Genomic DNA, 23,620 nt, shown 5'->3' on the forward strand with positions numbered 1-23,620 from the left:
GAAACCATAGTTATCCCCAATAGCCGGCTCGTTAGCCGCTTACACTCGAAACCCAATATCAGTCAGGTACTGCTCGGCAGTAGTGCCCAGACAAAAACGAATGGTGGTAAAAAACCCGGCCAACGTTGACGGTAATAGCGCTCCGCAAGTGAGCGCAAGGCTTCCTCAGGACGAATGTTCTGAAGGCGCAAGCTCTTCTTATTGCGTTCTATATCCCAGTGAACACGTAAGCGCGCCTCACACAAGCGAACGCAATTGAGATTGAGCATATCGATTGTGTGCTGCACCAACTCCTGGGTACTAGGGTGCTTGTTCCCCGGCAGCGCCGTGCGGGCACAGGCCTGCTCATCGGGAAGCAATCGTCCTGTACTTCTCTCCAGGAAAAACAGGCTTGGGAAAGAAGGTAAATTTGTTGGATTGATGACCCAGCCCTCGCAGTTTTCAGCAAGCTTGCCAGTTCCAATCATCTGATCCTTGTAGGCATCACAACTGAGGTTCGACGGTAACGGATCTAGCGCATAGGGCGCAGGCACATGGCGCTGAGATCCGCCCATGCAGACTGCGATCATGTTCTGCCAATCAAGTGCCCAATTATGGGCCGTCGCGGTATCCGATTTGGGGTGAAAATGCTCGACTCGACACTTAAGTGAATCATTGTCGCGGATGTCAATTTCACAGTAGCCACACAGTCCGCCCTGCCCATTGACTAAGCGAAACCGGATAGCCTCGTACGCAGTTCGACCAGTTGCGTCGCCCCGCATCTGATCCCAAGTACTCCGCAAATTCCCTGCACGATACCCCGCCAGCTCATCGGGTTCATCAAGCCTAATGACTTGCTTCATTCACCCAACTCCCACTTACGATTCTCAATCTGAAGATCAGCATCAAGCAGTGCTGGCTCCTGCCCCTGATAGCGCTCATCTAGCTTTCTGCGCAGTTCCAGAGCTCGCGGACTACTCCACTGGTCTCTATCAACCAACGCTAGGTACTCCTTCAACTCTTGAGTCGCAAGGCTGGCTGGAGGACGTACCTCATCAAGACCCAGCACCTGCCGAAGCATACGCTCCGGCTCCGAGCCTTCGGTGCCTGGTGGCGCGGAATAGACCTTATTGTCCTTGAGTATGCGGATGCACTCGGAAGGCACGGACGTCAACACTTGCGGGCTATGAGTGGTTATAACGAACTGGATTTGCGGGAATACTTCTCGCAATTGGGTAAGGATGATTTGCTGCCAACGTGGGTGCAGGTGCATGTCCACTTCGTCGATCAGCACCACGCCGCGTGTTTGCCTTGCTGCATCGCCCCCCAGATGAGGGTTGAGTTTGATACAGCGATAGGCGATATCACCGATCATGGCTAGCACACTTCGGATGCCATCGCTGAGTTGGTCAACATCCAAGGTGCCATGTAGGTCATGGCTTAGTACCAACGAGCTTTCCTGAGTAACGCTGAATTCCAACTGGTGCCATCCGGTCGTCGTACTGAGAAAGCTATCGATGGCCTGCTGAACAACCCGAACACGATCTTCTGCAGCCTGCAGTTCCTCAACACGTGCGCGTCTTTCAAGTTGGCGAATTTGCTGTTCGCGCAGACTCTGAAATGCCCAGATGAACCATTCCTTGAAGTGCTTGTAGGATGAGGCCGGATCCAGACAGTTCAGGTAGGCGAATGTGCGGACATAAAAGTCGGTTTCGCGAGTGTCATCTTTGCCTTTCAAGTTTTCAGTCAGGCGCTTCTGCGCCCAGAGCCGCCCAGTACCGTAGTAGCCAAATACCGGCAGATCCAAAGTCGGCTTTTCCGGGTCTCGAATTTGATCCTGGACAGCACCAGCCCACTGCCGCATAAACCCGGTGTCTCCGTCATCCTTGGTCTTGGTAGCTCTGGCTTCTTTATCTCGATAGCGAACCCATGTAGAGACTGCCCCGCTACCAAAGTCTCCAGACATAGTTACCCGAGCTGGTAACTGCCGGGCCATATCTCCACTGGTCAGACGCAACAGGCGCACGTCATCAATAGCGATAGCGTTACCAGGGTCATTGAATGCATTACGTGCGAGGTCGAAGCTATTGACAAAGGGCCAGAGCGCGATACGAATAGCATCCAACAGGGTTGATTTACCCTGGCCATTTTCAGCCACCAATACGGTTAGCTGTGAATGCAAGGGGACTTCCAGATCTGCGTAACAGCGGAAGTTTTCCAGACGCAACAGATCCAGCTTCACAGGCTTTCCTCCGGCTTAATCACTAGGGATAACATCTCACTCAAGTCACATTTGACTCCGGCAATGTAGAACTCCAGCTCGCTCTTGAATGGATGCTTAATGTAATAAAGGCTACTCACCTATCGGCCATCCACCAGTAAATTGGCAAGAATGTATTTTTCGCCCGGATTGTAGCGGGAGAAGATCTCGTTCTTGGTGTGCTCCGCGCTCATCGGATCGAATAGATGCGCCAGTTGGATACACCACACCGCCAAGGCCAGCTTGAATTCGCTAGCTGGGGCATCAACCGCCAGAGCTTTACTAGCCTGGGCCAGCTCAAGGCGGGGCTCGTCGCTGCGAAGCAGTATCTGGTCACCGTGACCACCGGCACATTTCTGGTAGCCGACATGGACCGCCGAGTCACCAGCCTTGTCGACACTTGTGCCTTTAACCACCTCGTCGCCATGCAGGCCGCGAATCTGAGCGTCTTTTGCGATGTCCTTCAGACTGACCATTCGAGTTTCTACAAATTGTCAACTTTATCAGTCTACTTGAATGCCGCCGACCTCGTCACTCGACCCTCTCAGAAAGAAAGCCCCGATACACGACGGCTTGGGCATCTGCTTAACGGGACGTCCGCTCCACCGAGGCAAATTCACCTGACTTGGCACGCGCCACGGTTCACAAATGGAACTGAGCACCGAACTGCTACACACCTTTACACCGGGCTCACCATAGCAGAGAGGTTTGGTCAAATGCCTCAGCGTGCGGAGAAAAGCGCAACCGCAGTGAAAGCAAAGTCACACACCACTCAAACCGGGCGCTAAACCGGGTATGACACATATTGACCCGTACTAAAACCCAGACCTTATGAGGCCTGAGCGCTCTGACTTCCGCTTCAACGTCTAAGCGTTAGCCTGCTGTAACTACAAACCCTTGAGGTCTGCACCTCAGGGGTTTTGTTTTTCTGGGAGGCAGGGTGGGAACATTCGTTCTACCGTATTCCCATGGGTAGCCACCTGCCCCCTGTCATCAAAGACCGCTGCGACCGATAGAGGCGCCACCATCTACGTAGATTGTCTGTCCGGTAATGAAAGCGCTGCGATCCCCGAGCAGGAAGGTGACTGCCGAAGCGACCTCGTGTGGCTGCCCGAGCCGCCCCATCGGCACGCCGTCGATATAGGCGGCTTCGCCAGCACTGCCTACCGGGTTACCACTGCGGAACAGTTCGGTCTCGATCGGCCCTGGAGCAACTGCATTAACCGTGATTCCTGTCTGGGCCAGTTCCAGCGCCCAACTGCGAGTGAAGCTGACCAGCGCTGCCTTTGCAGCGGCGTAAGAAGTGCGCTGACGAATGCCGAGCACGGTCAGGCTGGAGATATTCACCACGCGGCCCCAGCAGCGCTCGCGCATCCCTGGCAGCAGCGCTTGGGTCGCCTGCAGCGCGGGATGCAGGTTGACCCGCATTACTTCGTCGAAGCTTGCCAGGTCAATTTCGCCCAGTGGCTGGGGACGGACCAGGCCCACATTGTTTACCAGGCCGTCGAATGCATAGCGTTTGGTCAAGTCGGCCAGCGTCGCAATCAAACGCTCTGAGTCGCTCAAGTCGGTGGCGATCAGTTCGCCGGGGAAGCTGGCATCCGCAGCCTGGCGGGCGATACCAACGACTTGATGGCCCTCCTCCACCAGTTGCTCGGAGATTGCCCGGCCGATGCCTTTGCTGGCTCCTGTAACAAGAAAAGTACGTTGCGTCATGGCGTGTCTCTACCGTTAGTGTTTTTGCAGACGATGCAATATGGCTTGGCCCACCTGGGCCGCTGACGCCGGGTTCTGCCCAGTGATCAATTCACGGTCGATGACAACATTAGGCGCCCACGGCGATGGGTTGCTCTGATACTGCCCACCGGCGCGCTCCAGGGCGGTCTGCGGATAGAACTTCATCTGCCCTCCGCCGAGCAGGCCCTTGGCCTGTTCTTCTTCCTGATTGCTGATGACTGTCATGCGATAGCCGGCATAAATCCAGTCTTCGGGCGTTGCTGTCCGGTTCCCGCTCTCCAGTGCCTGGATCAGCTTCTGCGGCCGTTCCAGCGCCGAGAGCAGAGCAATGGGACCGTGGCAAACCAGCGCGGTCGTTTTACCCTCGGCGTGGAAAGCGCGAAGCAGACGCCCCAGCGCCGGGTCGGCGAGCAGGTCTTGCATCGGGGCGTGGCCGCCAGGCACATAGACTGCATCGAAGTTGCCATAACCAATCTGCTCCACGCGGGACAGGCTGATCACCGGCGAATGCTTCGCAGAAGTAAGCTGCAGCTGATCCAGCAGCGCCTGATATTGCTCCAGTTGCTTCGGATCGTTGCCGAAGTACTGGGCCGCGGCCGAGCTGCGGTCCAACGTCGGCGCGCGACCGAGGGGAGTAGCGAAGGTAACTTGATGGCCTGCGTCCAGCAGCGTTTTGGTCGGCTCCAGCAGTTCGTTGAGGTAGAAACCGGTTGCAAATGCCTTGCCGTCGCGAAGCTCCAGGTGGCTCTCGTCAGACAGTACCACAAGGACGTTCGCCGCATGAGCGCCCAGACTCGCGCTGCCTATGACAGCAGCCAGGGCCAGTCGTTGGTAAGTGCGCATAGCATTCCCTCCATTCAGGCACAGGCGGGATGCCGTGCACTGACCGACACTTTATTGGCGATCAGACAAGCGATAAATTGGGCCTGTAGAAAAGCATTTTTGCTTTGGAGAACAAAATGGCGCGACGGTTTGGTCACCTGGGGGATGTCGAGGCGTTGCTGGAAGTGGTCGAACGTGGCTCGCTCAGTGCGGCAGCGGTGGCCTTGGCGACCACCCCGTCGGTGGTTAGTCGGGCCATTTCGCGGCTTGAGTTGCACCTGGGGGTGCAGTTACTACGCCGTACCACGCGTCGCTTGAGCCTCACCGACAGTGGCCTGGAATACGTCGAGCAGGCGCGCGCTGCGTTCCAGCAGATCGCCAGCGCAGAGCAAGCCCTGAGCGGCCATGGCGAAGTACAGGGCCGTGTGCGCCTAAGCGCACCAACCACTTATGGGCATCACCGGTTGCCGGCCATGCTGGCAGCCTTCGCCCTGCGCTATCCGAAAGTGCAGGTCGAGTTGAACATCACCAATCGTAATGTCGACCTGGTGGCCGAAGGGTATGACCTGGCTATTCGCCTTGGCGACCTGCCGGACAGTAGCCTGGTGGCGCGTCGGCTAGAGGAGGCTCGACTATGCCTGGTCGCCGCGCCAGCTTACCTCGCGCGTGCCGGCAGGCCGCAATCACTGGCGGAACTGGCCGGACACAACTGCCTGCCTTTCATCATGCCCAGCAATGGCAGGCCAGGCGTTTGGCAGTTCCGTCAAGGAGAGGAGGAACTGCTCTTCGTTCCGCAGGGAAATCCGGTGGTGGCGGACGATGTGCTGGGGTGCATCTCACTGGCCGAGCAAGGTGTCGGGATCTGCCAGACCTACGAGTTCATAGTCGCAGAACGCCTGCAGCGGGGCCGGTTGGTGCGCTTGCTGGAGGATTACGAGGGGGCCCGACGGCCCTTCTCGGTCATCTATCCGCCACATCGCCAGCTGTCGGGGGCCAGCAGGGCATTGATCGATTCTTTGATGACAACGGGCCGCAAAGCGGCCCCCGCCCCCAGCATCTAAGCTGAGGTTCAGCGCCCTTCTCGCCCAGAGCCGATACCATGCCCCAACCCACTCGTCCAGACTGGCAACGCTGGTTACCCGGCCTGGCCACCCTGCTCCACTACAAGGCGGCCTGGCTACCCAAGGATATCGCCGCCGGCCTGGTGCTCACCACCATGCTGGTGCCTGTGGGCATCGCCTACGCCGAGGCTTCCGGCGTCCCCGGCATCTATGGCCTGTACGCCACCATCATCCCCCTGTTGGCCTATGCCCTGTTCGGCCCCAGCCGCATCCTGGTGCTGGGCCCGGACTCGGCGCTGGCCGCGCCTATCCTGGCTGTGGTGGTGCAATACGCGGCCAGCGACCCGCAGCGGGCGATCGCCATCGCCAGCATGATGGCCCTGGTCGCCGGGGCGTTCTGTGTGATTGCCGGGCTGCTGCGCCTGGGCTTTATCACCGAGTTGCTGTCCAAGCCCATCCGCTATGGATACATGAACGGCATCGCCCTGACCGTATTGATCAGCCAGTTGCCCAAGCTGTTCGGCATCAAAGTCGACAGCGAAGGGCCCTTGCGCGACCTTTGGTACTTGGGCCAGGCGCTGTTCGCCGGCCAAGGGCACTGGCCAAGCTTCATCGTGGGTGCCGGTAGCCTGGGGCTGATTCTGCTGCTCAAACCGTTCAAGCGCCTACCGGGCATCCTGATCGCCGTGGTACTGGCGACGCTGGCAGTGAGCCTGTTCAACCTTGATCAGGTGGGCGTCAAGGTACTCGGGCAATTGCCCCAGGGCCTGCCCAGCTTCGTCTTCCCCTGGGTAAGCGACATCGACCTGATAGAAGTGTTACTGGGCGGGATTGCAGTAGCGCTGGTGTCGTTCGCCGACACCAGTGTGCTGTCACGCTCCTATGCTGCACGCCTCAAGATGCGGGTAAACCCCAACCAGGAAATGTTCGGCCTGGGCGTCGCCAACCTGGCCTCGGGGCTGTTTCAGGGAATCCCGATCAGCAGCAGTTCATCGCGCACCCCCGTGGCTGAAGCCGCCGGCTCGCAAACCCAGCTCACCGGCATCATCGGCGCGCTGGCGGTGACCCTGTTGCTGCTGGTAGCCCCCGATCTGATGCAACACCTGCCCAACAGTGCTTTGGCTGCGGTGGTCATTGCCGCAGCACTGGGGCTGTTCGAATTTGCTGACCTCAAGCGTATCTTCCGCATGCAGCAGTGGGAGTTCTGGCTGTCGTTCACCTGCTTTGTCGGCGTGGCGGTGTTCGGCGCCATTCCCGGTATCGGCATTGCTGTGGCGGTGTCGGTAATCGAGTTCCTGTGGGACGGCTGGCGGCCGCACTACGCGGTGCTCGGCCGGGCCGATGGGCTGCGCGGATACCATGACATACAGCGTTATCCACAAGCCCGGCGTATTCCAGGGCTGGTGCTGCTGCGCTGGGACGCGCCGTTGTTCTTTGCCAACGCCGAACAATTCCAGAACACGGTGATGGCGGCGGTGGACGCGTCGCCAACGCCTGTGCAGCGGGTAGTGATTGCCGCTGAGCCCGTGACCAGCATCGATATCACTTCAGCGGACATGCTGGCCGAGCTGGACCGGGCACTGGAAGCGCGAGGGGTGGAGCTGCAGTTTGCCGAAATGAAGGACCCGGTGAAGGACAAGATGCGGCAGTTCGAGTTGTTCGAGCCTATAGGGGAGAAGGCCTTTCATCCGACGGTGGGCGCAGCGGTGGATGCCTATCTGGAAGAGAGTGGGGTTGATTGGCAACCCTGAGTTTCCTGGGAGCCGGGCTTAACCGCTAAGAAGCCCGCGCCGACTCCGAAGCCGGTCAATCCAGATCAACATGGCGCTGGCATACACCGATACCGCCAGAAACAGCGCCATTCGCACCGCAAACGCCTTGTACACATCCTGCCCGGCAGCACTGTCCTGCACCGACTGCCCCAGCAAGATCAGCATGGTCGTCAGGCAACTGACCCAGTACGCCGGGCCCTGCCGGCTCAGCACCGCCTGGTACAGGCGCCGCGCCTGCCAGAGGGCGAACAGCAGTACCCACAAGAAGAACATCCACAGGTGAACGAACAGGCTCAGCGCTACCCATAGCGCTATTGCCAACACCCCGGCAAGCAAGGTTGAACCGATCAGCTCTCGGCTCGCGTGCCGCGCGCGGGTTTCGCCTGCTTGTTGCCCCACACTCACGGCCTTCATGATCAACGGCATGTACTGGTCAGGGGCGATCAATGCCAGCAGAAAGGCTGGCATCACGATCAACGTGGCACGCAGCGCCACCCAACTGACATGCTCGCTGCCCAGCAGCGGCGGCACCGGCTGTGCTGGCGCATTGGCAGGTTCGGGGAACAACGAATGCGCCACTGACGTGCCCAGCACTGCCAGCAGCATGCCTTTGGCCAGCGCTTCGACCACCGACAGTGCCAGGGTGAAGTCACTGGTACCGGCAGCGGCGATCATGGTCAGGCCGATCACCAGCAGGTTGGCCAGCAAGCCGTTGCCGCCCTTCAGCGCATAGCGCAAGGTCAGGAAAACACCCACCCCGACCAGTAACACCCCGGCCAACGGAGCATGGCGCAACAGCGGAATCAGCAGCAAACCGCTGCCGCATGCGAGCAGCACCAGTAACGCCAGGGCCGGTGCTGCACGCAGGGGCAATGGCTGACTGCGCATGGCCAGCAACAGCACCGCAAACACCGGCGCCAGGATCGGCACCGGCAAGCCGATACCAAAGCTCACCGCCAGGCACAGCGCCACGCCCCAGGCCAGGCGCAGTGCGCGCAGGCGGCGCAATTCAATAGGCATACGACAGCCAGCTCATCAGCCACATGAACAACCGGCCCAGCAGGTTCATTGGGTTACCTTCGCTAGGCAGGGCCATGACCTCGGCCTGACCACCGACCCGCAGCACGGTCTTGTCCTGAAGCTGGTCGCGCTCCAGCTCGACAATCACCGGGAAGCGCTGCGCCGAACGCAGCCACTCGCGGCTGTTCTTCACGGTCGGCAGCGTACCCGGCGGCGTGCTCTGGCCCACGCTAACGCCGTAGCCAATGCTGCGTATGCGCCCCTTCAACACGGTGCCAGGCAGCGCATCGAGCACTACCAGCACCGGGGTATCAGGGCGCAAGCGACCGAGGTTGTTCTCGGTCATGTCGGCACTTATCCACACGTCATGGATACTGATCAGGGTCATCATCGGGCTGCCCGCCCCGACATAATGGCCAACGTCTGTGCGCAGATCGGTGATCAGCCCGTTCGCGTCAGCCCGCACCACGGTACGGGCAAGGTCCAGGCGCGCCTTTTCCACATTGGCCGCAGCGCTGCGCAGTTGGGCGTTGTCATCCTGTGCCCCGCCCTGCTGCTCACGGGCGCGCTCTACCTCGGCGCGGGCCGCCGCCACTTGGCTGATGGCCTGGTCGCGGTTGGCCTGGGCGCCTTCCAGGCGGCGCACCGACACCGTACCGGGGTCTTCGTCAATCAGCCGTTTAAGGCGCTCGGCGTCCTGCCGCGCCTTGCGCTCATTGGCCTGGGCTGCCACCAGCGCTGCCTGTGCCGAATCGATGCCGGCGGTACTGGCGCCGATCTGCCGGCGCACGGCATCGAGGTCGGCTTCGGCTCGGGCCAGGGCAATGCGGTACTGCTCCTGATCGAGTTCGAACAGCACATCACCCTGGCGCACCTCCTGGTTATTGCCTACGGCCACACGCTTGATCTGCCCGGCCACTTCGGCGGCCACCGGGACTACGTAAGCCTGCAGGCGAGCTTGCTGGGTGTACGGCGTATAGCGGTCAGCCAGCAAGTACCAGAGCAGGCTGACGGCAATCAGCAGCAGCACCCAGCGCATGCCGCGATCCGGGGCTGACGGGGGCGGCGTTGGCGTGGCGTCGCTCATTCGGTTTCACCCTGTGAATGCGCGGTGGGGGCTGGCTCGTCGAGCAACTCGCCCCAGTCGGTGCGTTGCTGCATTTGCCGGCGGATGGCCGGGTCGATCGGCGCGCGGCTGGCATCCCAACCACCACCCAGAGCCTTGTACAAAGTCACCAGGCTGCTGACCGCGTTGCCACGGCTGACCAGGTAACCGTCCTGTTGCTGCAACAGCAGTTGCTGAGCATCGAGCACCCGCTGAAAATCGGCGAAGCCTTCGCGATACTGCGAGCTGGCCAGATTCAGCGAGCGCTGCGCAGCCTGAGAGGCCTGCTCGCGAATGGTTGCACTCTGCAGCGAGCGCACCAGCCCGCTGGCAGCATCGTCGGCCTCACGGGCGGCTTCGCGCACGCCCTGCTGGTACAGCTCGATCAGTTGCTGCAAGCGGGCATCCTCCACGCGTACGGTGTTCTTGCGCCGGCCATAGTCGAACGGGTTCCAGATCAGGCTTGGGCCAGCAGCCAGGTCGAAGGTGTCGGGCAGATGATTGGCCGATAAAAAGGTCCAGCCGATACTGCCGAGCAAGCTCAGCTGTGGATAAAGATCGGCCTCGGCCACCCCGACCAGTGCCGACTGCGCTGCCACTGCCTGCTCGGCGGCGCGGATGTCCGGGCGGCGCTGCAGCAGGCTGGCAGGTACATCCTGCAACACTGCCCGGTCAGGCAAGGGCAGCTGGCCATGGCCGACCGCCAGCTGCGGCAGCGGCCCGGGCGGGCGGCCGAGCAGCGAGCACAGCACATTGCGCAGGGCATTGAGCTGGTTCTCGAACTCGGGAATGGTGGCCAGGGTCGCCAGATATTGAGTACGCGCCTGCTGCCAGTCGAGCTCGTCATTTTCGCCGTGGCGGAACAACCGCTCAGTGATCTCCAGGCTACGCGCCTGACGCTTGGCGTTCTCTTGCGCGATAGCCAGCCGCGCTTCGGCGGTACGCAGGGCAAAGTAGGTGTCGGCCACTTGCGCACGCAGCAGCAGCATGGCGTCGGCGTAGTTGGCCTGGGAGGCGAAGTAGGCGGCGTCGGCGCTTTCGATGGCGCGACTGAAGCGGCCCCAGAAGTCAATTTCCCAGCCGATGTCGAAGCCCACGCTGGATTGCCAGAACACTGAATCACGGGCCGAAGGCGTACCAGACTGATTCTGCTTCAGGTACAGGCTCTGCGCACTCAGTTGCTGCAGCTGCGGATAACGCCCGGTCTGCACGATGGCCAACTGGGCACGGGCTTCAGCGATACGCAGGCCAGCCACGCGCAGGTTGGTGTTGTTGGTATCGGCTTCGGCTATCAGCGCATCCAGCGTCGGGTCGGCAAACACCGCCCACCACTGGCGCAGGTCGGGGGCCGCCGCGCTGTGCCCTGCCTGCTCCAGCATTGGCGTGCTCCAGCCGTCCAGCCACGGCGCTTGGGGCTTCTCGAAATCCGGACCAACCTGAGTGCAACCAGCCAGCACCATCAGCAGCCCCAGGCCATAGCAGCGGTTGGGCATGGCTCAAGCGGCGGGTGGTGCCGGTTGCTCCGGCACCTGCAGCGCAACCCATTGCCAGAACAGCACGTACGCCACGCCGAGGATTACCGGGCCGATGAACAAGCCGATGATGCCTTTGACCACCATGCCGCCCAATGCCCCGATCAGTACCACCGGCATCGGTACATCAACCCCGCGCCCCAGCAGCAGCGGCTTGAGCACATTGTCGGCAAGGCCGGCGACGAAGGTGTAGATGGCAAAAATGATGGTCGCCACGGTAAAACCTTCGACGTTGAACATATAGATGATCACCGGCACGGTAACCAGCGTCGCCGGGGCCTGTGCAATGCCCAGCATGAGGATGGCGATGGCCAGCATCCCGGCACCGGGAACTCCTTTGACGACAAAACCGACACCGATCAGCAACATCTGGATGAAGGCAATGCCGATCACCCCTTGCGCCACCGCGCGAATGGTGGCGGTGCACAGCTTGGCCAAGGGTTTACCGCGCTCTTCGCCTGATACCCGCATGGCGATACGCTGCGCAGCGATTTCACCGCGATCACCGAAGGCCATGATGACCCCGGAAATAATGATTGCGCCGATGAACAGCAGGAAGGCCCCACCGGCGCTGGCAGCAGCGCCCAGCACCGTTAGCCCGGCCCCCTTGATCTGGGGCATCCACTGGTTCAGCACACTGGCCATGTTTTCGGAGGCCGCCAACCACAGCGCATGCACCTTCGGCCCGATCAGTGGCCAGGTCGCCACCGAATCAGGCGGGACCGGCACGCTCCAGGCGCCGCTCTTGAGTAGCGTCACCAGGCTGTCCACCGATTCGCCGATGGACATCACCACCAGGTAGATAGGCACCAGCAGCACTACCAGAACCAATAGCACCAACAGCGTCGCCGCATAACCTTGCCTGAACCCGGTGCGGCGCTGGATGCGGCAATGCAATGGGTACAAGGTGACCGCCAGAATCACCGCCCACAGCATCAACTCCAGGAACGGCTGGAACACCTGAAAGGCGAAGGTCACCAAGACTGCCACCAGGCCTGCCTTGATGAGCACATCGAGCAAGCCCCGCGAAAGGGCGCTGTCCAGCCTGGAACTCGACTGCATGATTCACCTCCCGATATTCAATGCGCCAGCAAGGCGCAATTCACTGGCCCGTTTCAGGGGATGCCTGAGCAGGGCTGTCATCGCGCATCTGCCGCGCCAGGGCCATCATGACCAAGGGCACCACCGCCATCGACAGGGTGATGGCCAGCACCAGCAGGTCGTGTACCTGCGGGGTGAGTACCTGGTGCTCCAGCGCCAGCTTGAACACCACGAAGGCGAACTCGCCCCCCGAAGCCAGCACCACGCCCAGGCAGAGCGCCTGGGCCTTGTTGAGCCCACCCATCGTGCGCCCCAGGCCATACAACAAGGGCAGCTTGATAGCGACCAGCAGCAACGTCAGGCCCAACACCATCAGCGGCATGCCGAACAGCAAGCGCAGGTCGGCACTCATACCTACGCCAACGAAGAACAATCCCAGCAGCAGGCCTTTGATAGGCTCGATCTGGGTTTCCAGTTCGTGGCGAAACGGCGACTCAGCCATCAGTACGCCGGCCAGGAAGGCCCCCAGCGCCATTGACACACCCACATGCTCCATCAACCAAGCGGTGCCGAGCACGACCAGCAAGGCCGTGGCGGTCGACAGTTCAGGCAGGCCCGAACCCACCGTCCACTTGAATATCGGGGTCAGCAGATAGCGGCCAAAAACAATCAGCACACCAATGCCGACAACCACAGCCAACAAGGGCCAGGCACCTTCGTCAGCGGTGCTGACATCGCCACCGAGCAACGGCACCACTGCAATCAAGGGAATGGCGGCAATGTCCTGGAACAGCAGGATGGCCACGGCCAGGCGGCCATGAGGTTTGCCCAGGTCCTTGCGCTCGGCCAGTACCTGCAAGCCAAAGGCGGTGGACGACAGCGCCAGGCCCAGGCCCAGCACGATGGCGGCAGGTTTCGATTGGTCGAACAGCCAGAATGCCAGTAGCCCAAGCAGTACGGCGGTCAGCCCCACTTGCAGACTGCCGACGCCAAATAGCGCCCGGCGCATGGTCCACAGACGCTTTGGGGACAGCTCCAGGCCAATCACGAACAACAGCATGACCACGCCCATTTCCGACAGCCGCGCCACGTTGTCCGGATTGCCAAGCAGGCCAAACACCGACGGACCAATCAGGATACCCGCCAACAGGTATCCCGGTACTGCGCCCATTTTCAGACGCTGCGCCAGCGGTACCAGAAGCACCACAGCCAAAAGGAATACCACCGTCGCCTGCAACAGGCTGCCGTCATGTGGCATGAACTCGTACCTTCGCAGCTCCCGGCAGGGAGGGGTTCAGAAGCGTTCTTCGACGAACTTGAACGGGTAGGCGACAGCCTTGTACTTGCCGATCTTGCCGCGTTTGGGCAGCTTCACGTGCTGGTCGCGGGTTATGTCCTTGTAGGGAATACGGCTGAGCAGATGGCTGATGATATTCAACCGGGCGCGACGCTTGTCGTTGGAATTGGCCACGAACCATGGTGCCCAAGCGGTATCCGAGGCCTGGAACATATCGTCACGCGCTTGGGTGTAGTCATCCCAGCGGGTATACGACTTGAGGTCCATCGGCGATAACTTCCACAGCTTGCGGCCGTCGTTGATGCGATCCTGCAGGCGCCGGGTCTGCTCATCGGCGCTGACTTCAAGCCAGTACTTGATGAGGATGATCCCCGAATCGACCATGACCCTCTCGAACACAGGTACACCGGTCAGAAACTTGTCCACTTGCTCGCCAGAGCAGAAGCCCATTACCCGCTCAACGCCCGCACGGTTGTACCAACTGCGGTCGAAGATCACCACTTCACCTGCCGCTGGCAGATGGCCCAGGTAGCGCTGCAAGTACATTTGGGTCTTTTCCCGCTCGGTCGGTGCGGGCAGCGCCACTACACGAAACACCCGCGGGCTGACACGATCGGTAATGGCCTTGATGGTACCGCCCTTGCCGGCGCCATCGCGGCCTTCGAAGACAATGCATACCTTCAGGCCCTTGGCCACCACCCACTCCTGCAGCTTCACCAGCTCTACATGCAGGTTCTTGAGCGCTTTTTCGTAGGCCTTGCCGCCCAGTTTTTCTGGCTGTTTTTTGGGGGGCTTCCTGGACGGCTTCGACATGACACGCTCCTGAAGGCGAATGAAGAGTCAGTATGGTCGATTAATGCCAGTTTGCCGCTTCGCTTGCAGATTGATATGGGGGCTGTCATGCAGCCCCCAGGAGGCACTATTTGGCCAGCTTGTTATAGCTGGTCATCAGGTTGCGGTAGTCCGGGATATGGTTGGAGAACAGGGTACCCAGCCCTTCGATGTCGTTGCGCCAGTCACGGTGCAGTTCGCAGGCCACGCCGAACCAGGTCATCAGTTGCGCCCCGGCAGCCTCCATGCGTCGCCAGGCCGAGTCACGGGTCAGTTCGTTGAACGTGCCGGAGGCGTCGGTGACGACGAATACCTCGAAGCCCTCCTCCAATGCCGACAGGGCCGGGAAGGCCACGCATACTTCAGTGACCACACCAGCAATCAGCAGCTGCTTCTTGCCGGTGGCTTTTACCGCTTTGACGAAATCTTCGTTGTCCCAGGCGTTGATATTGCCCGGGCGCGCAATGTAGGGGGCATCAGGGAACTGCTCTTTCAGTTCCGGCACCAGCGGGCCGTTGGGGCCCGTCTCGAAACTGGTGGTGAGGATGGTCGGCAGCTTGAAGTATTTGGCCAGGTCAGACAGGGCCAACACGTTGTTCTTGAAGCGGTCGGGGTCGATGTCCCTTACCAGCGAGAGCAAGCCGGTTTGGTGGTCGACCAGCAGTACGGCTGCGTTGTTCTTGTCCAGACGCGTGTATTGGAAGGCCACGGTGGATCTCCTTGCTTCAGCGGGTTGGGAGTATCAGCGTAGGCAAGGATGGAGGGTGGGAGAGACCGTCAGTCGGCTTGCCTGTTGTGGCGTGCCCTCCATCACTTCACAAATTTCTGAACTGATTATTTGCCGCCAGCGATTTTTCCCCTCGCCAACCGCCACCAGAATCGCTTCACCACAATCACAATAAACCGTGAGGCCACTCCCGTGGACCAGACACTTCAAGTGCGGCAAGCCGCCGCCGACCTCGTCGCGGCGTTCGCCAGCAACGACACCGCCCGCTATTTCGCCTGCTTCAGCGAAGACGCCACCTTTCTATTCCACACCTTGGCGCATCCGCTGCTGTCGCGTCGCGCCTATGAAGAGCTCTGGGCCCAGTGGCAGGCCGAGGACTTTGCCGTGCTTGCCTGCGAGTCGGGGAACGCCCACGTAAGCCTGCACGGCGACGTGGCTATTTTCATGCACGATGTGGCCACGCGTATCCGCATCAGCGGTGAAGAGCACCCATTGAGCGAGCGCGAGACCATTGTCTTCCGCCGCCATGGTGACCAGTGGCTGGCCTGCCACGAGCACCTGTCGGTCGTAACACCGGCCTGATCACACTTTACGCGGCGCTGCCGCCCTGCCATCGCACCCACAAAAAGGCCCGCGCACTGCGCTGGCTACAACAACCGCGCTGGAGCATCACCATGAGCCATTCGACCGGTATCGAGACCAACGGCGTCGAACAGATCCCCGCCGATCAACGCGACGCCTCCCCGCTAGACCTGTTCCGCCTGATCTTCGGCGGTGCCAATACCTTCGCTACCGCCGTACTGGGCAGCTTCCCGGTGCTTTTCGGGTTGTCATTCCAGGCCGGTGTATGGGCGATTCTGCTCGGCGTTGGCATCGGCGCGCTGATCCTTGCACCGATGGGGCTGTTCGGCGCGCTTAACGGCACCAACAACGCCGTCTCATCGGGTGCGCACTTTGGTGTACACGGGCGCATCGTCGGCTCGTTCCTGTCGCTGCTCACGGCGGTGGCGTTTTTCTCGCTCTCGGTGTGGAGCTCGGGCGATGCATTGGTCGGTGGTGCCAAGCGCCTGGCCGGCCTGCCAGAGACCGACCTGACCCTGGGCCTGGCCTACGGCTTGTTCGCGGTGCTGGTATTGGTGGTATGCATCTTTGGCTTCCGCCTCATGCTGTGGGTCAACAAGATTGCCGTTTGGGCCTCGAGCCTGCTGTTCCTGCTGGGCATCGTCGCGTTTGCCGGGCCCTTCGATGCGGGCTACGCAGGCAGCGTCAACCTTGGCCAGGCGGGTTTCTGGGCTGCGTTCGTGGGCGCGGCGATCCTGGCCATGAGCAACCCTGTGTCGTTCGGTGCGTTTTTGGGTGACTGGTCACGCTATATCCCGCGTGAAACACCCAAGGCGCGCATCATGCTGGCCGTGATCGCGGCACAGGGGGCGACGCTGATTCCGTTCCTGTTCGGCCTGTGTACGGCCACCCTGGTAGCCACCCAGGCACCGGACTACATTGCCGCCAACAACTATGTCGGCGGCCTGCTGGCAGTTGCACCTAGCTGGTTCTTCCTGCCGGTGTGCCTGATTGCGGTGATTGGCGGCATGTCCACCGGCACCACTGCGCTGTATGGCACCGGCCTGGACATGTCCAGCGTGTTCCCCCGCTTGCTCAGCCGTGCCGGCGCCACGCTGCTGATTGGCGTGCTGGCGATCGGCTTCATCTTCATTGGCCGCTTCACCTTCAACCTCGTGCAGAGCGTATCGACCTTTGCCGTACTGATCATTACCTGCACCAGCCCGTGGATGGTGATCATGATCCTTGGCCTGATTACCCGCCGCGGCTTCTACCACGCTGACGACCTGCAGGTATTCACCCGTGGCCAGCGTGGTGGCCACTACTGGTTCCTGCACGGCTGGAACTGGCGCGGCATGGGGGCGTGGATCCCCAGCGCGGCGGTTGGCCTGTGCTTCGTCAACCTGCCGGGGCAGTTCGTCGGCCCACTGGGTGACCTGGCGGGCGGCATCGACCTGAGCCTGCCGGTCACGCTGGGGCTGGCTGGCGTGCTGTACCTGCTGTTGCTCAACCTGTTCCCTGAACCTGCTGGCGTGTATGGCCCCCTGGGCCCGCGATGGGTGCGTTGCAAAAGCACCGCGCATACGCCTGTGACCACTGCCGAAATGGCCTGACTGGAAACCGACCATGACCACTTCCCACTATATCGCCGGCCATTGGGTCGAAGGCCAAGGCAGCGACTGCATCAGCGTCAACGACCCTGCGCTGGGGCAACCGTTCGCCGAGCTGATGGCCGCCAGCGTGAGCCAGGTCGACCAGGCCGTCGCCGCTGCCCGCAGCGCCCTGCCCGCCTGGAAAAGCACCTGCGCCAGTGAACGTGCCGCCTTCCTGCGTGGTTTTGCCGAACAGCTCGGGCAGCGCCGTGAAGCGCTTGTCAGCGTGCAGATGCGCAATAACGGCAAACCGCGTCACGAAGCGGAAATCGACCTGGATGACGCCATCGCCACCTTTGGCTATTACGCCGAGCTGGCCGAGCAGCTGCCATCGAAAAACCGCACTGTGCCGCTGGCTGCGCCGGGTTTCACCGCCCGCACCCGCCTTGAACCGGTGGGCGTGGTCGGCCTGATCGTGCCGTGGAACTTCCCGTTGGTGACCAGCGCCTGGAAACTTGCCCCGGCCCTGGCCGCCGGGTGCACCGTGGTGCTCAAGCCTTCAGAGGTCACGCCGCTGATCGAGCAGGCCTACGGCCAGATCGCCGACGCCTTGGGCCTGCCGGCCGGGGTACTGAACATCATCAACGGCAAGGCCGAGACCGGCGCCGCGCTAAGCAACCACAACGGCCTGGACAAGTTGTCGTTCACAGGTAGCAACAGCGTCGGCAGCCAGGTGATGCGCAGCGCTTCGGCGCAGTGCCGACCGGTGACGCTGGAACTGGGCGGCAAGTCGGCCATCGTTGTGTTCGAGGATTGCGATGTCGACCAAGCGGTGGAATGGATTGTTGCCGGCATCAGCTGGAACGCCGGCCAGATGTGTTCGGCCACATCGCGGCTGCTGGTACAGGACGGCATTGCCGATGCTCTGCTGCCGCGCTTGCAGGCGGCACTGGAAAACTTGCGGGTGGGTAATCCTTTGACCGAAGAGGTCGACATGGGCCCGCTGACCAGCCAGGCGCAGTGGCTGAAGGTGGCCAGTTACTTTGCCACGGCGCGCGAAGAAGGTTTGCAGTGCCTGGCTGGCGGCCATGCACTGGACCGTGAAGGCTGGTTCGTCAGCCCGACGCTGTATACCGATGTGCCGAAAGACAGCCGCCTATGGACCGAGGAAATCTTTGGCCCAGTGCTCTGCGCACGGCGCTTTACCACCGAGGAGCAGGCCATTGCCGAAGCCAATGACAGCCGCTTTGGGCTGGTCGCCACGGTGTGCTCCGCCGACCTGGAGCGCGCCGAGCGCGTGGCCGATGCGCTGGAGGTTGGCCATGTGTGGATCAACTCGGTGCAGGCGGTGTTCGTCGAGACGTCATGGGGTGGCACCAAGGGCAGCGGGATCGGCCGTGAGCTGGGGCCTTGGGGGTTGTCAGCCTATCAGTCGGTCAAGCATGTGACGCGCTGCCTGGGCTGATATCGCAAGGGACCGCGTTATGGCACCGGCTCTGCCGGTGTTCGCGGGTAAACCCGCTCCTACACGGCGGCTTGTGTCCAACCCCCGAGGTGTGTCCACCACCAATCTGCGTAGGAGCGGGTTTACCCGCGAATACGGTGGCGGCGGCAACGGTGAACGGCGGGTGGAGATTGGCCAGCAGGGCCGGCCTCTTCGCGGGTGAACCCGCTCCTACACGGCCTGTGTCCCCCCCCGAGGTGTGTCCACCACCAATCCGCGTAGGAGCGGGTTTACCCGCGAATACGGTGGCGGCGGCAACAGTGAACGGCGGGGGGAAATTGGCCAGCAGGGCCGGCCTCTTCGCGGGTGAACCCGCTCCTACACGGCCTGTGTCCCCCCCCGAGGTGTGTCCACCACCAATCTGCGTAGGAGCGGGTTTACCCGCGAATACGGTGGCGGCGGCAACAGTGAACGGCGGGTGGAAATTGGCCAGCAGGGCCGGCCTCTTCGCGGGTAAACCCGCTCCTACAAGCTGGACAGCCCCCCGATGCCTACACCGACTCGTCCGCCGACCGCGCACCTTCCTGCACCAGCACCATGCTCTGCGGCGAAGACAGTGGAATACCTTCATCACGCAACCGGCCAAGAATGGTGAACAAAAGATCGCTGCGGGTGCCCGACACCTGCCGCGGCCCGGCCACGTAGCCACTCACACCGATCACCATACCGCTGGCCGTCAGGTCCTTGAATGATACCGAGGCAGCGGGCGCGTCCAGAATCGCCTCATGCTCATGGTAAGCCGCCAGCAGCAGCTCCCGCACACGGTTGGCATCAGTCTCCAGCGGCAGTGTCAGGGTAATGCTGACCACACCCAGCGCATTGCCCATGGTCACGTTGCGCACGTTCTGCGAGATGAACTGCGAGTTGGGCACGATCACCGTGGAACGGTCAGACATCTGGATCTCGGTGGCGCGTACATTGATGCGGCGGATATCGCCCTCGACACCCGCCAGGCTGACCCAGTCGCCTACCTTGACCGGGCGCTCGGTCAGCAGGATCAGGCCGGAAATGAAGTTCTGCACGATCTGCTGCAAACCGAAACCGATACCGACCGACAGGGCACTGACCACCCAGGTCAGGCTGGTGAGGTTGATGCGCAGGGTCGACATCACCAGCATGACCAGGAACAGGAAACCCAGGTAACCCACCAGGGTTACCAACGAGGCGCGCATGCCGGCGTCCATGTCGGTTTCCGGCAGCAGGCGATCGCTTAGCCAGCGCTTGACCACACGGATGGCGAACAGGCCGCCGAGGAAGATCGCCAGGGCCAGCAGGATGTCCTGCGGCACGATGTTAAGGTTGCCGAGTAGCTTGCCCCCGGTCCCATCCCAGTCGCCAAGGCTCAGCAGCAATTCGCTGGGGCTGGTGCCTGACGGCATCAACACCAGCAACAGCGCCAGGAACAGCACGATGGTGCGGCCGACACCGGCCAGTATGGTGCTGACCTGCGCCTGGTGACGAGGCGCCAGGCCCAGGGTCGAGGCCAGTGCCAGGCCACCGGGCTGGCGGGGCGACAGCAGGGTTTCGCACAGGTCGCCGAGGAAGGTGGTCAGCAAGTAGGCACAGGTGATCACCAGGCTGACCCACAACAGCTTGGCGGTGAGGAAATAGGCGAGTGTCAGGTAGCCAGTGAACAGTGCCAGCAGGATCAACGTCAGCCAGATGACCATCACGAACGGGATCAGCCCGGCCAGGCCCGTCGGGCGCTGCAGGTCATGCTTGCGCAGGGTGCGGCGGTAACACAGCAGCGCGCCGGCAAAGGTGGACGCCACCACCAGTGCGGTCAGCCCGTTGACGGCCACCGTCAGCGCCAGACTGACGCCGATCACGCTGTTCATGCGCTCCATGGTCATCATGAACATCAGTGCCAATGCCAGCACCTTCGGGAACCAGCCCAACGCACTGGCGACTTGGTCGTGGATCGCCGGCAGCCGCCAGGACGGGCGCTGCAACATCAGCATGGCGCGGCCCAGGCCGGTGATGAAGGCACTGAACACTACCAGAGTGAGAATGTGGTTGGTCAGGCTGGCGATGTCCGAACCCAATTGCGCATTGCTTTCCAGCCCCCAGCGCAGCAACGAAACCGAGCCGGCGATGGTGCCCAGGGTTGCCAGGCTAACGCCCAGAGCCAAGGCGCTGCGGCGCAGGCGGCCGTCGGGCAACCAGCGGACCATGGCACTGGCCAGCATGCGTTCAAGCACGCGCCGCACCAACGTCCACACCAGAATCGCTGCCACCAGGCTGGCAACGAACTGCCAGCGGTTTTCGGCGCTGAAGGCGCTGCTGATGGCATCGGCCGCCTCGCCGCGCAAGTCACGCAGGCGCGCCACGTCATCCTGGGTGGGGCGGATGATGCTCTGCCAGAACGCCGGGCTCAGCGGCGAGGCCGCACGGCTGGTGATTTGCGAGTTGAACTGGCTGCGGCGCAGGTTGACGATTTGCGTGGACAGGTCGCGGGCCGACTGGGTCAGCTTGGTGGCCTGATCCTGCTGAGCTACCAGCGCCTTTTTATCGGCCTCCAGCGCTTTGCGCTGCTGCGTCAGGGTAGCGGCCTCGTCCGGCTGGGCTGGGCCGATGACCTTCAGTTGGTCGTCGAGCTTTCCCACATCGGCAGTGCGCTGCGCACTCAATGCATCAGCTTGACGCTGAACCTGCATCGCAGCCAGCCGCAGTTGCGACAGCACGTCGTCGTTGGCCTCGCTGGTGACGCCCTGGCGGATGAGGTCCAAGCGGTCGCTCAGCTGTTCGAGGCTGGCGTTTTCGTCCAGTGCTGGCGCTTCGGCAGCCGCCAGGTTGGACAATGGCGTGGCCGGGGCCGACCAGGCCGGGCTGGCAAGTACCAGCATCAGGGCCAGCAGGACAAGCAGACCCGGGCAATAACGGTCAAGGCTGACACGCCTCATCGAATATTCCTCTTAGCAATTCGATTTGGCGGGGGATTCTACGCGGCTTGGGGCAGTCAGGAGAGTGCCGTTTCTCGCTTCAGCAATTGCTGTTTGCGCTCCACGCCCCAGCGGTAGCCGCTGATGTCGCCATCCCGGCGCACCACGCGGTGGCAAGGGATGGCCACGGCAATAGGGTTGGCCGCGCAGGCCATGGCTACCGCCCGCACAGCCTTGGGGGCGCCAATGCGCTCGGCGATGTCGGTGTAGCTGACCCGGCTGCCGGCCGGCACCTCACGCAGCGCCTGCCACACCCGCTCCTGAAACGCGGTGCCTTGCACATCCAGCGGCAAGGCCAGGCCCAAGGCCGGCGCTTCGACGAAACCGATCACTTCGGCGACCAGCTGTTCGTAGGCGCTGTCACCGCCAATCAGGTGGGCCTTGGGGAACTGGTCCTGCAGGTCGTGCAACAAGGCCTCGGGGTCGTCGCCCAGCAGAATCGCGCAGATGCCCTTGTCGCTCTGGGCTACCAGTATTGCACCCAGCGAGCACTGCCCAAGAGCGAAGTGAATGGTTGCCCCGGCGCCGCCGGCGCGGTATTGCCGGGGGCGCATGCCCAGGCGCTGGTCGGCGCTTTCGTAGAAGCGGCTGTTGGAGTTGTAGCCGGCGTCGTAGATAGCATCGGTGACCGAACGCTGGCCGTCTTCCAGGTGCGCACGCAGCCGCCGGGCACGGAAGGCCGTGGCGTAGGCTTTGGGGGTGACCCCGGTTTCAGCCTTGAACAGCCGATGCAGGTGGAAAGGGCTGACGGCCAGCCGTGCACCGAGTTGGTCGAGGCTTGGCGCGGGGTCGCTGGCTTCGATCAAGCGGCAGGCGTGGGTGACAAGCTGGCTATGTCGGGTGGTACTGGCCTTGCTGATACAGCGTTTGCAGGCACGGTAGCCGGCAGCCTCGGCGGCCGCAGCCGAGTCGTAGAACTCGACGTTCATGCGCTTGGCCTGGCGTGATTTGCAGCCGGGGTGGCAGTAGACGCCGGTGGTACGTACGGCATAGACAAAGTGGCCCGTTGCGGCAGTGTCTCGGCACGCTACGGCTTGCCAGCGTTGGTCGGGGGTGGTGTACAGGTTCATCTATGATTCCCGGATATGTTGTTGCCTGTACAGGCGATGCAAAAACCTCAGGCCCGCCACAGGTACCAGGCCGCCACGGTACGAAACGGCCGCCAGGCGCCGCCCAGAGAGCGCATTTGCGCCGGTGTTGGCGCCTTCTCCAGCCCCTTGAGCCGCCGATACCCCTCGCGCACGCCAAAATCGTCCACTGGCAGAATGTCAGACCTCCCCAGGCTATAGATCAGCAGCATCTCCACCGTCCACCGCCCTACCCCCCGCAGCGCTACCAGGCGTTCGATCAACGCCTCGTCAGCCAAGGCTAACGCCTGCTCCCGCGTCGGCACCAGGCCCTCCAGGGTGGCTTGAGCAATGCCCTGGACCGTCACCAGCTTGCTCGCCGAAAAGCCGCAGGCACGCAGGGTTTCCGGGGTTACCGCCAGCAACTGCTCTGGCTGCGGAAAATCATCCGCCGGGAACAGCGCCAGCAACCGCCCGAGGATCGCCTCGGCGGCACGGGCGTGCAACTGCTGGTAGGCAATCGCCCGCACCAACGCCTCATAAGGCTCACGTCCCGGCGTAGCCTGATGCAGGCAGGGCCCGATCGCTGCGATATGCCGCGACCAATCCGGGTCAAGTGCAGCCAGGTGTTGCGTGGCCTCGCGATAGGCCTCAGGCGAAAGGTCGGCCAGCATCATGGCACCTCCATCAAGTCGAGTGCAGGCCCAGCTTAGCGCAGCCGTTCATCGGGCAAACGCCGGTTCTTGCGCAGCTAATCTTTGGCATGCCAT

The 23,620-nt window shown here is 62.0% G+C and carries 20 protein-coding genes; 5 read left to right on the forward strand and 15 right to left on the reverse strand.

Annotated features, from left to right (window positions below; genetic code table 11):
- Window positions 1-62: 62 nt before the first annotated feature.
- From ACYCCG_RS08255 to ACYCCG_RS08275, 5 genes are all read right to left on the reverse strand, one after another.
- Window positions 63-842 carry a retron system putative HNH endonuclease gene (locus ACYCCG_RS08255; protein WP_459670015.1) on the reverse strand — a complete coding sequence of 260 codons (780 nt, stop codon included), beginning with the start codon at window positions 840-842 and terminating at the stop codon, window positions 63-65.
- A complete protein-coding gene (locus tag ACYCCG_RS08260) occupies window positions 839-2,221 on the reverse strand; it encodes an AAA family ATPase (protein WP_339443652.1) in 1,383 nt (460 codons plus the stop codon). Before ACYCCG_RS08260 ends, ACYCCG_RS08255 begins: the two co-directional genes overlap by 4 nt.
- A gap of 119 nt (window positions 2,222-2,340) precedes the next feature.
- Entirely contained in the window at window positions 2,341-2,715 is a 375-nt protein-coding gene (locus tag ACYCCG_RS08265) for a hypothetical protein (protein ID WP_339443651.1), read from the reverse strand.
- A 517-nt stretch (window positions 2,716-3,232) separates the two neighbouring features.
- Window positions 3,233-3,955 (reverse strand): SDR family oxidoreductase, encoded by a 723-nt coding sequence (locus ACYCCG_RS08270; RefSeq protein WP_014589659.1) that lies wholly within the window; start codon window positions 3,953-3,955, stop codon window positions 3,233-3,235.
- Window positions 3,956-3,970: 15 nt separating this feature from the next.
- Window positions 3,971-4,819 (reverse strand): type 1 glutamine amidotransferase domain-containing protein, encoded by an 849-nt coding sequence (locus ACYCCG_RS08275; protein ID WP_054888548.1) that lies wholly within the window; start codon window positions 4,817-4,819, stop codon window positions 3,971-3,973.
- A 116-nt stretch (window positions 4,820-4,935) separates the two neighbouring features.
- On the opposite strand from ACYCCG_RS08275, the gene ACYCCG_RS08280 reads away from it, so the two are divergent.
- Both ACYCCG_RS08280 and ACYCCG_RS08285 read left to right on the forward strand, forming a co-directional pair.
- Window positions 4,936-5,859 carry a LysR family transcriptional regulator gene (locus ACYCCG_RS08280; protein ID WP_339443648.1) on the forward strand — a complete coding sequence of 308 codons (924 nt, stop codon included), beginning with the start codon at window positions 4,936-4,938 and terminating at the stop codon, window positions 5,857-5,859.
- A 38-nt stretch (window positions 5,860-5,897) separates the two neighbouring features.
- Window positions 5,898-7,610 carry a SulP family inorganic anion transporter gene (locus tag ACYCCG_RS08285; RefSeq protein WP_339443647.1) on the forward strand — a complete coding sequence of 571 codons (1,713 nt, stop codon included), beginning with the start codon at window positions 5,898-5,900 and terminating at the stop codon, window positions 7,608-7,610.
- An 18-nt stretch (window positions 7,611-7,628) separates the two neighbouring features.
- On the opposite strand, the gene ACYCCG_RS08290 is transcribed toward ACYCCG_RS08285, so the two are convergent.
- The 7 genes from ACYCCG_RS08290 to ycaC form a co-directional block, all read right to left on the reverse strand.
- A complete protein-coding gene (locus ACYCCG_RS08290) occupies window positions 7,629-8,651 on the reverse strand; it encodes a DUF2955 domain-containing protein (RefSeq protein ID WP_459670016.1) in 1,023 nt (340 codons plus the stop codon).
- Window positions 8,641-9,738: an HlyD family secretion protein gene (locus tag ACYCCG_RS08295; protein WP_209968050.1), complete on the reverse strand. Its 1,098-nt coding sequence runs from the start codon at window positions 9,736-9,738 to the stop codon at window positions 8,641-8,643. The genes ACYCCG_RS08290 and ACYCCG_RS08295 overlap by 11 nt, the downstream gene beginning before the upstream one ends.
- On the reverse strand, window positions 9,735-11,249 hold the full coding sequence (locus tag ACYCCG_RS08300) for an efflux transporter outer membrane subunit (protein WP_209968052.1): 1,515 nt from the start codon (window positions 11,247-11,249) through the stop codon (window positions 9,735-9,737). Before ACYCCG_RS08300 ends, ACYCCG_RS08295 begins: the two co-directional genes overlap by 4 nt.
- Before the next feature lie 3 nt (window positions 11,250-11,252).
- Complete coding sequence (locus ACYCCG_RS08305; RefSeq protein WP_176684952.1) at window positions 11,253-12,350, reverse strand: AI-2E family transporter; 1,098 nt, start codon at window positions 12,348-12,350, stop codon at window positions 11,253-11,255.
- A 40-nt stretch (window positions 12,351-12,390) separates the two neighbouring features.
- The gene (locus ACYCCG_RS08310; protein ID WP_209968054.1) at window positions 12,391-13,587 is read right to left on the reverse strand and encodes a monovalent cation:proton antiporter-2 (CPA2) family protein; all 1,197 of its coding nucleotides are present in this window, start codon (window positions 13,585-13,587) and stop codon (window positions 12,391-12,393) included.
- 36 nt (window positions 13,588-13,623) lie between these two features.
- A complete protein-coding gene (gene ppk2 / locus ACYCCG_RS08315) occupies window positions 13,624-14,439 on the reverse strand; it encodes a polyphosphate kinase 2 (RefSeq protein WP_339443644.1) in 816 nt (271 codons plus the stop codon).
- A gap of 106 nt (window positions 14,440-14,545) precedes the next feature.
- Window positions 14,546-15,166 carry an isochorismate family cysteine hydrolase YcaC gene (ycaC, locus tag ACYCCG_RS08320; protein ID WP_209968059.1) on the reverse strand — a complete coding sequence of 207 codons (621 nt, stop codon included), beginning with the start codon at window positions 15,164-15,166 and terminating at the stop codon, window positions 14,546-14,548.
- 210 nt (window positions 15,167-15,376) lie between these two features.
- Here ycaC and ACYCCG_RS08325 point away from each other — a divergent pair, with 210 nt between their 5' ends.
- The 3 genes from ACYCCG_RS08325 to ACYCCG_RS08335 all read left to right on the forward strand — a co-directional run bounded on the left by ACYCCG_RS08325 (window position 15,377) and on the right by ACYCCG_RS08335 (window position 18,802).
- Window positions 15,377-15,766: a YybH family protein gene (locus ACYCCG_RS08325; RefSeq protein WP_176684949.1), complete on the forward strand. Its 390-nt coding sequence runs from the start codon at window positions 15,377-15,379 to the stop codon at window positions 15,764-15,766.
- A gap of 92 nt (window positions 15,767-15,858) precedes the next feature.
- Complete coding sequence (locus tag ACYCCG_RS08330) at window positions 15,859-17,358, forward strand: purine-cytosine permease family protein (protein ID WP_459670017.1); 1,500 nt, start codon at window positions 15,859-15,861, stop codon at window positions 17,356-17,358.
- Between the two features lie 13 nt (window positions 17,359-17,371).
- Window positions 17,372-18,802, forward strand: a complete 1,431-nt coding sequence (locus ACYCCG_RS08335; RefSeq protein ID WP_209968061.1) for an aldehyde dehydrogenase family protein — start codon at window positions 17,372-17,374, stop codon at window positions 18,800-18,802.
- A gap of 530 nt (window positions 18,803-19,332) precedes the next feature.
- On the opposite strand, the gene ACYCCG_RS08340 is transcribed toward ACYCCG_RS08335, so the two are convergent.
- From ACYCCG_RS08340 to ACYCCG_RS08350, 3 genes are read right to left on the reverse strand one after another with little or no spacing between them, the layout of a single operon-like run.
- Window positions 19,333-21,744, reverse strand: coding sequence for a DUF3772 domain-containing protein (locus ACYCCG_RS08340; protein WP_459670018.1), 2,412 nt, complete (start codon window positions 21,742-21,744; stop codon window positions 19,333-19,335).
- A 56-nt stretch (window positions 21,745-21,800) separates the two neighbouring features.
- Window positions 21,801-22,853 (reverse strand): bifunctional DNA-binding transcriptional regulator/O6-methylguanine-DNA methyltransferase Ada, encoded by a 1,053-nt coding sequence (gene ada / locus ACYCCG_RS08345; protein WP_176684946.1) that lies wholly within the window; start codon window positions 22,851-22,853, stop codon window positions 21,801-21,803.
- Between the two features lie 47 nt (window positions 22,854-22,900).
- The gene (locus ACYCCG_RS08350) at window positions 22,901-23,527 is read right to left on the reverse strand and encodes a DNA-3-methyladenine glycosylase family protein (protein WP_176684945.1); all 627 of its coding nucleotides are present in this window, start codon (window positions 23,525-23,527) and stop codon (window positions 22,901-22,903) included.
- Between the last annotated feature and the right edge of the window lie 93 nt (window positions 23,528-23,620).

The sequence above is a fragment of the Pseudomonas sp. VEM90 genome (genome assembly GCF_054611535.1).

What these genes read in the sequence shown, in the direction of transcription:
- ACYCCG_RS08255 (WP_459670015.1), bottom strand. Translation starts at nt 842, where the DNA reads ATGAAGCAAGTCATTAGGCTTGATGAACCCGATGAGCTGGCGGGGTAT.
- ACYCCG_RS08265 (WP_339443651.1), bottom strand. Translation starts at nt 2,715, where the DNA reads ATGGTCAGTCTGAAGGACATCGCAAAAGACGCTCAGATTCGCGGCCTG.
- ACYCCG_RS08270 (WP_014589659.1), bottom strand. Translation starts at nt 3,955, where the DNA reads ATGACGCAACGTACTTTTCTTGTTACAGGAGCCAGCAAAGGCATCGGC.
- ACYCCG_RS08275 (WP_054888548.1), bottom strand. Translation starts at nt 4,819, where the DNA reads ATGCGCACTTACCAACGACTGGCCCTGGCTGCTGTCATAGGCAGCGCG.
- ACYCCG_RS08280 (WP_339443648.1), top strand. Translation starts at nt 4,936, where the DNA reads ATGGCGCGACGGTTTGGTCACCTGGGGGATGTCGAGGCGTTGCTGGAA.
- ACYCCG_RS08285 (WP_339443647.1), top strand. Translation starts at nt 5,898, where the DNA reads ATGCCCCAACCCACTCGTCCAGACTGGCAACGCTGGTTACCCGGCCTG.
- ACYCCG_RS08290 (WP_459670016.1), bottom strand. Translation starts at nt 8,651, where the DNA reads ATGCCTATTGAATTGCGCCGCCTGCGCGCACTGCGCCTGGCCTGGGGC.
- ACYCCG_RS08295 (WP_209968050.1), bottom strand. Translation starts at nt 9,738, where the DNA reads ATGAGCGACGCCACGCCAACGCCGCCCCCGTCAGCCCCGGATCGCGGC.
- ACYCCG_RS08300 (WP_209968052.1), bottom strand. Translation starts at nt 11,249, where the DNA reads ATGCCCAACCGCTGCTATGGCCTGGGGCTGCTGATGGTGCTGGCTGGT.
- ACYCCG_RS08305 (WP_176684952.1), bottom strand. Translation starts at nt 12,350, where the DNA reads ATGCAGTCGAGTTCCAGGCTGGACAGCGCCCTTTCGCGGGGCTTGCTC.
- ACYCCG_RS08310 (WP_209968054.1), bottom strand. Translation starts at nt 13,587, where the DNA reads ATGCCACATGACGGCAGCCTGTTGCAGGCGACGGTGGTATTCCTTTTG.
- ppk2 (WP_339443644.1), bottom strand. Translation starts at nt 14,439, where the DNA reads ATGTCGAAGCCGTCCAGGAAGCCCCCCAAAAAACAGCCAGAAAAACTG.
- ACYCCG_RS08330 (WP_459670017.1), top strand. Translation starts at nt 15,859, where the DNA reads ATGAGCCATTCGACCGGTATCGAGACCAACGGCGTCGAACAGATCCCC.
- ACYCCG_RS08335 (WP_209968061.1), top strand. Translation starts at nt 17,372, where the DNA reads ATGACCACTTCCCACTATATCGCCGGCCATTGGGTCGAAGGCCAAGGC.
- ACYCCG_RS08340 (WP_459670018.1), bottom strand. Translation starts at nt 21,744, where the DNA reads ATGAGGCGTGTCAGCCTTGACCGTTATTGCCCGGGTCTGCTTGTCCTG.
- ada (WP_176684946.1), bottom strand. Translation starts at nt 22,853, where the DNA reads ATGAACCTGTACACCACCCCCGACCAACGCTGGCAAGCCGTAGCGTGC.
- ACYCCG_RS08350 (WP_176684945.1), bottom strand. Translation starts at nt 23,527, where the DNA reads ATGATGCTGGCCGACCTTTCGCCTGAGGCCTATCGCGAGGCCACGCAA.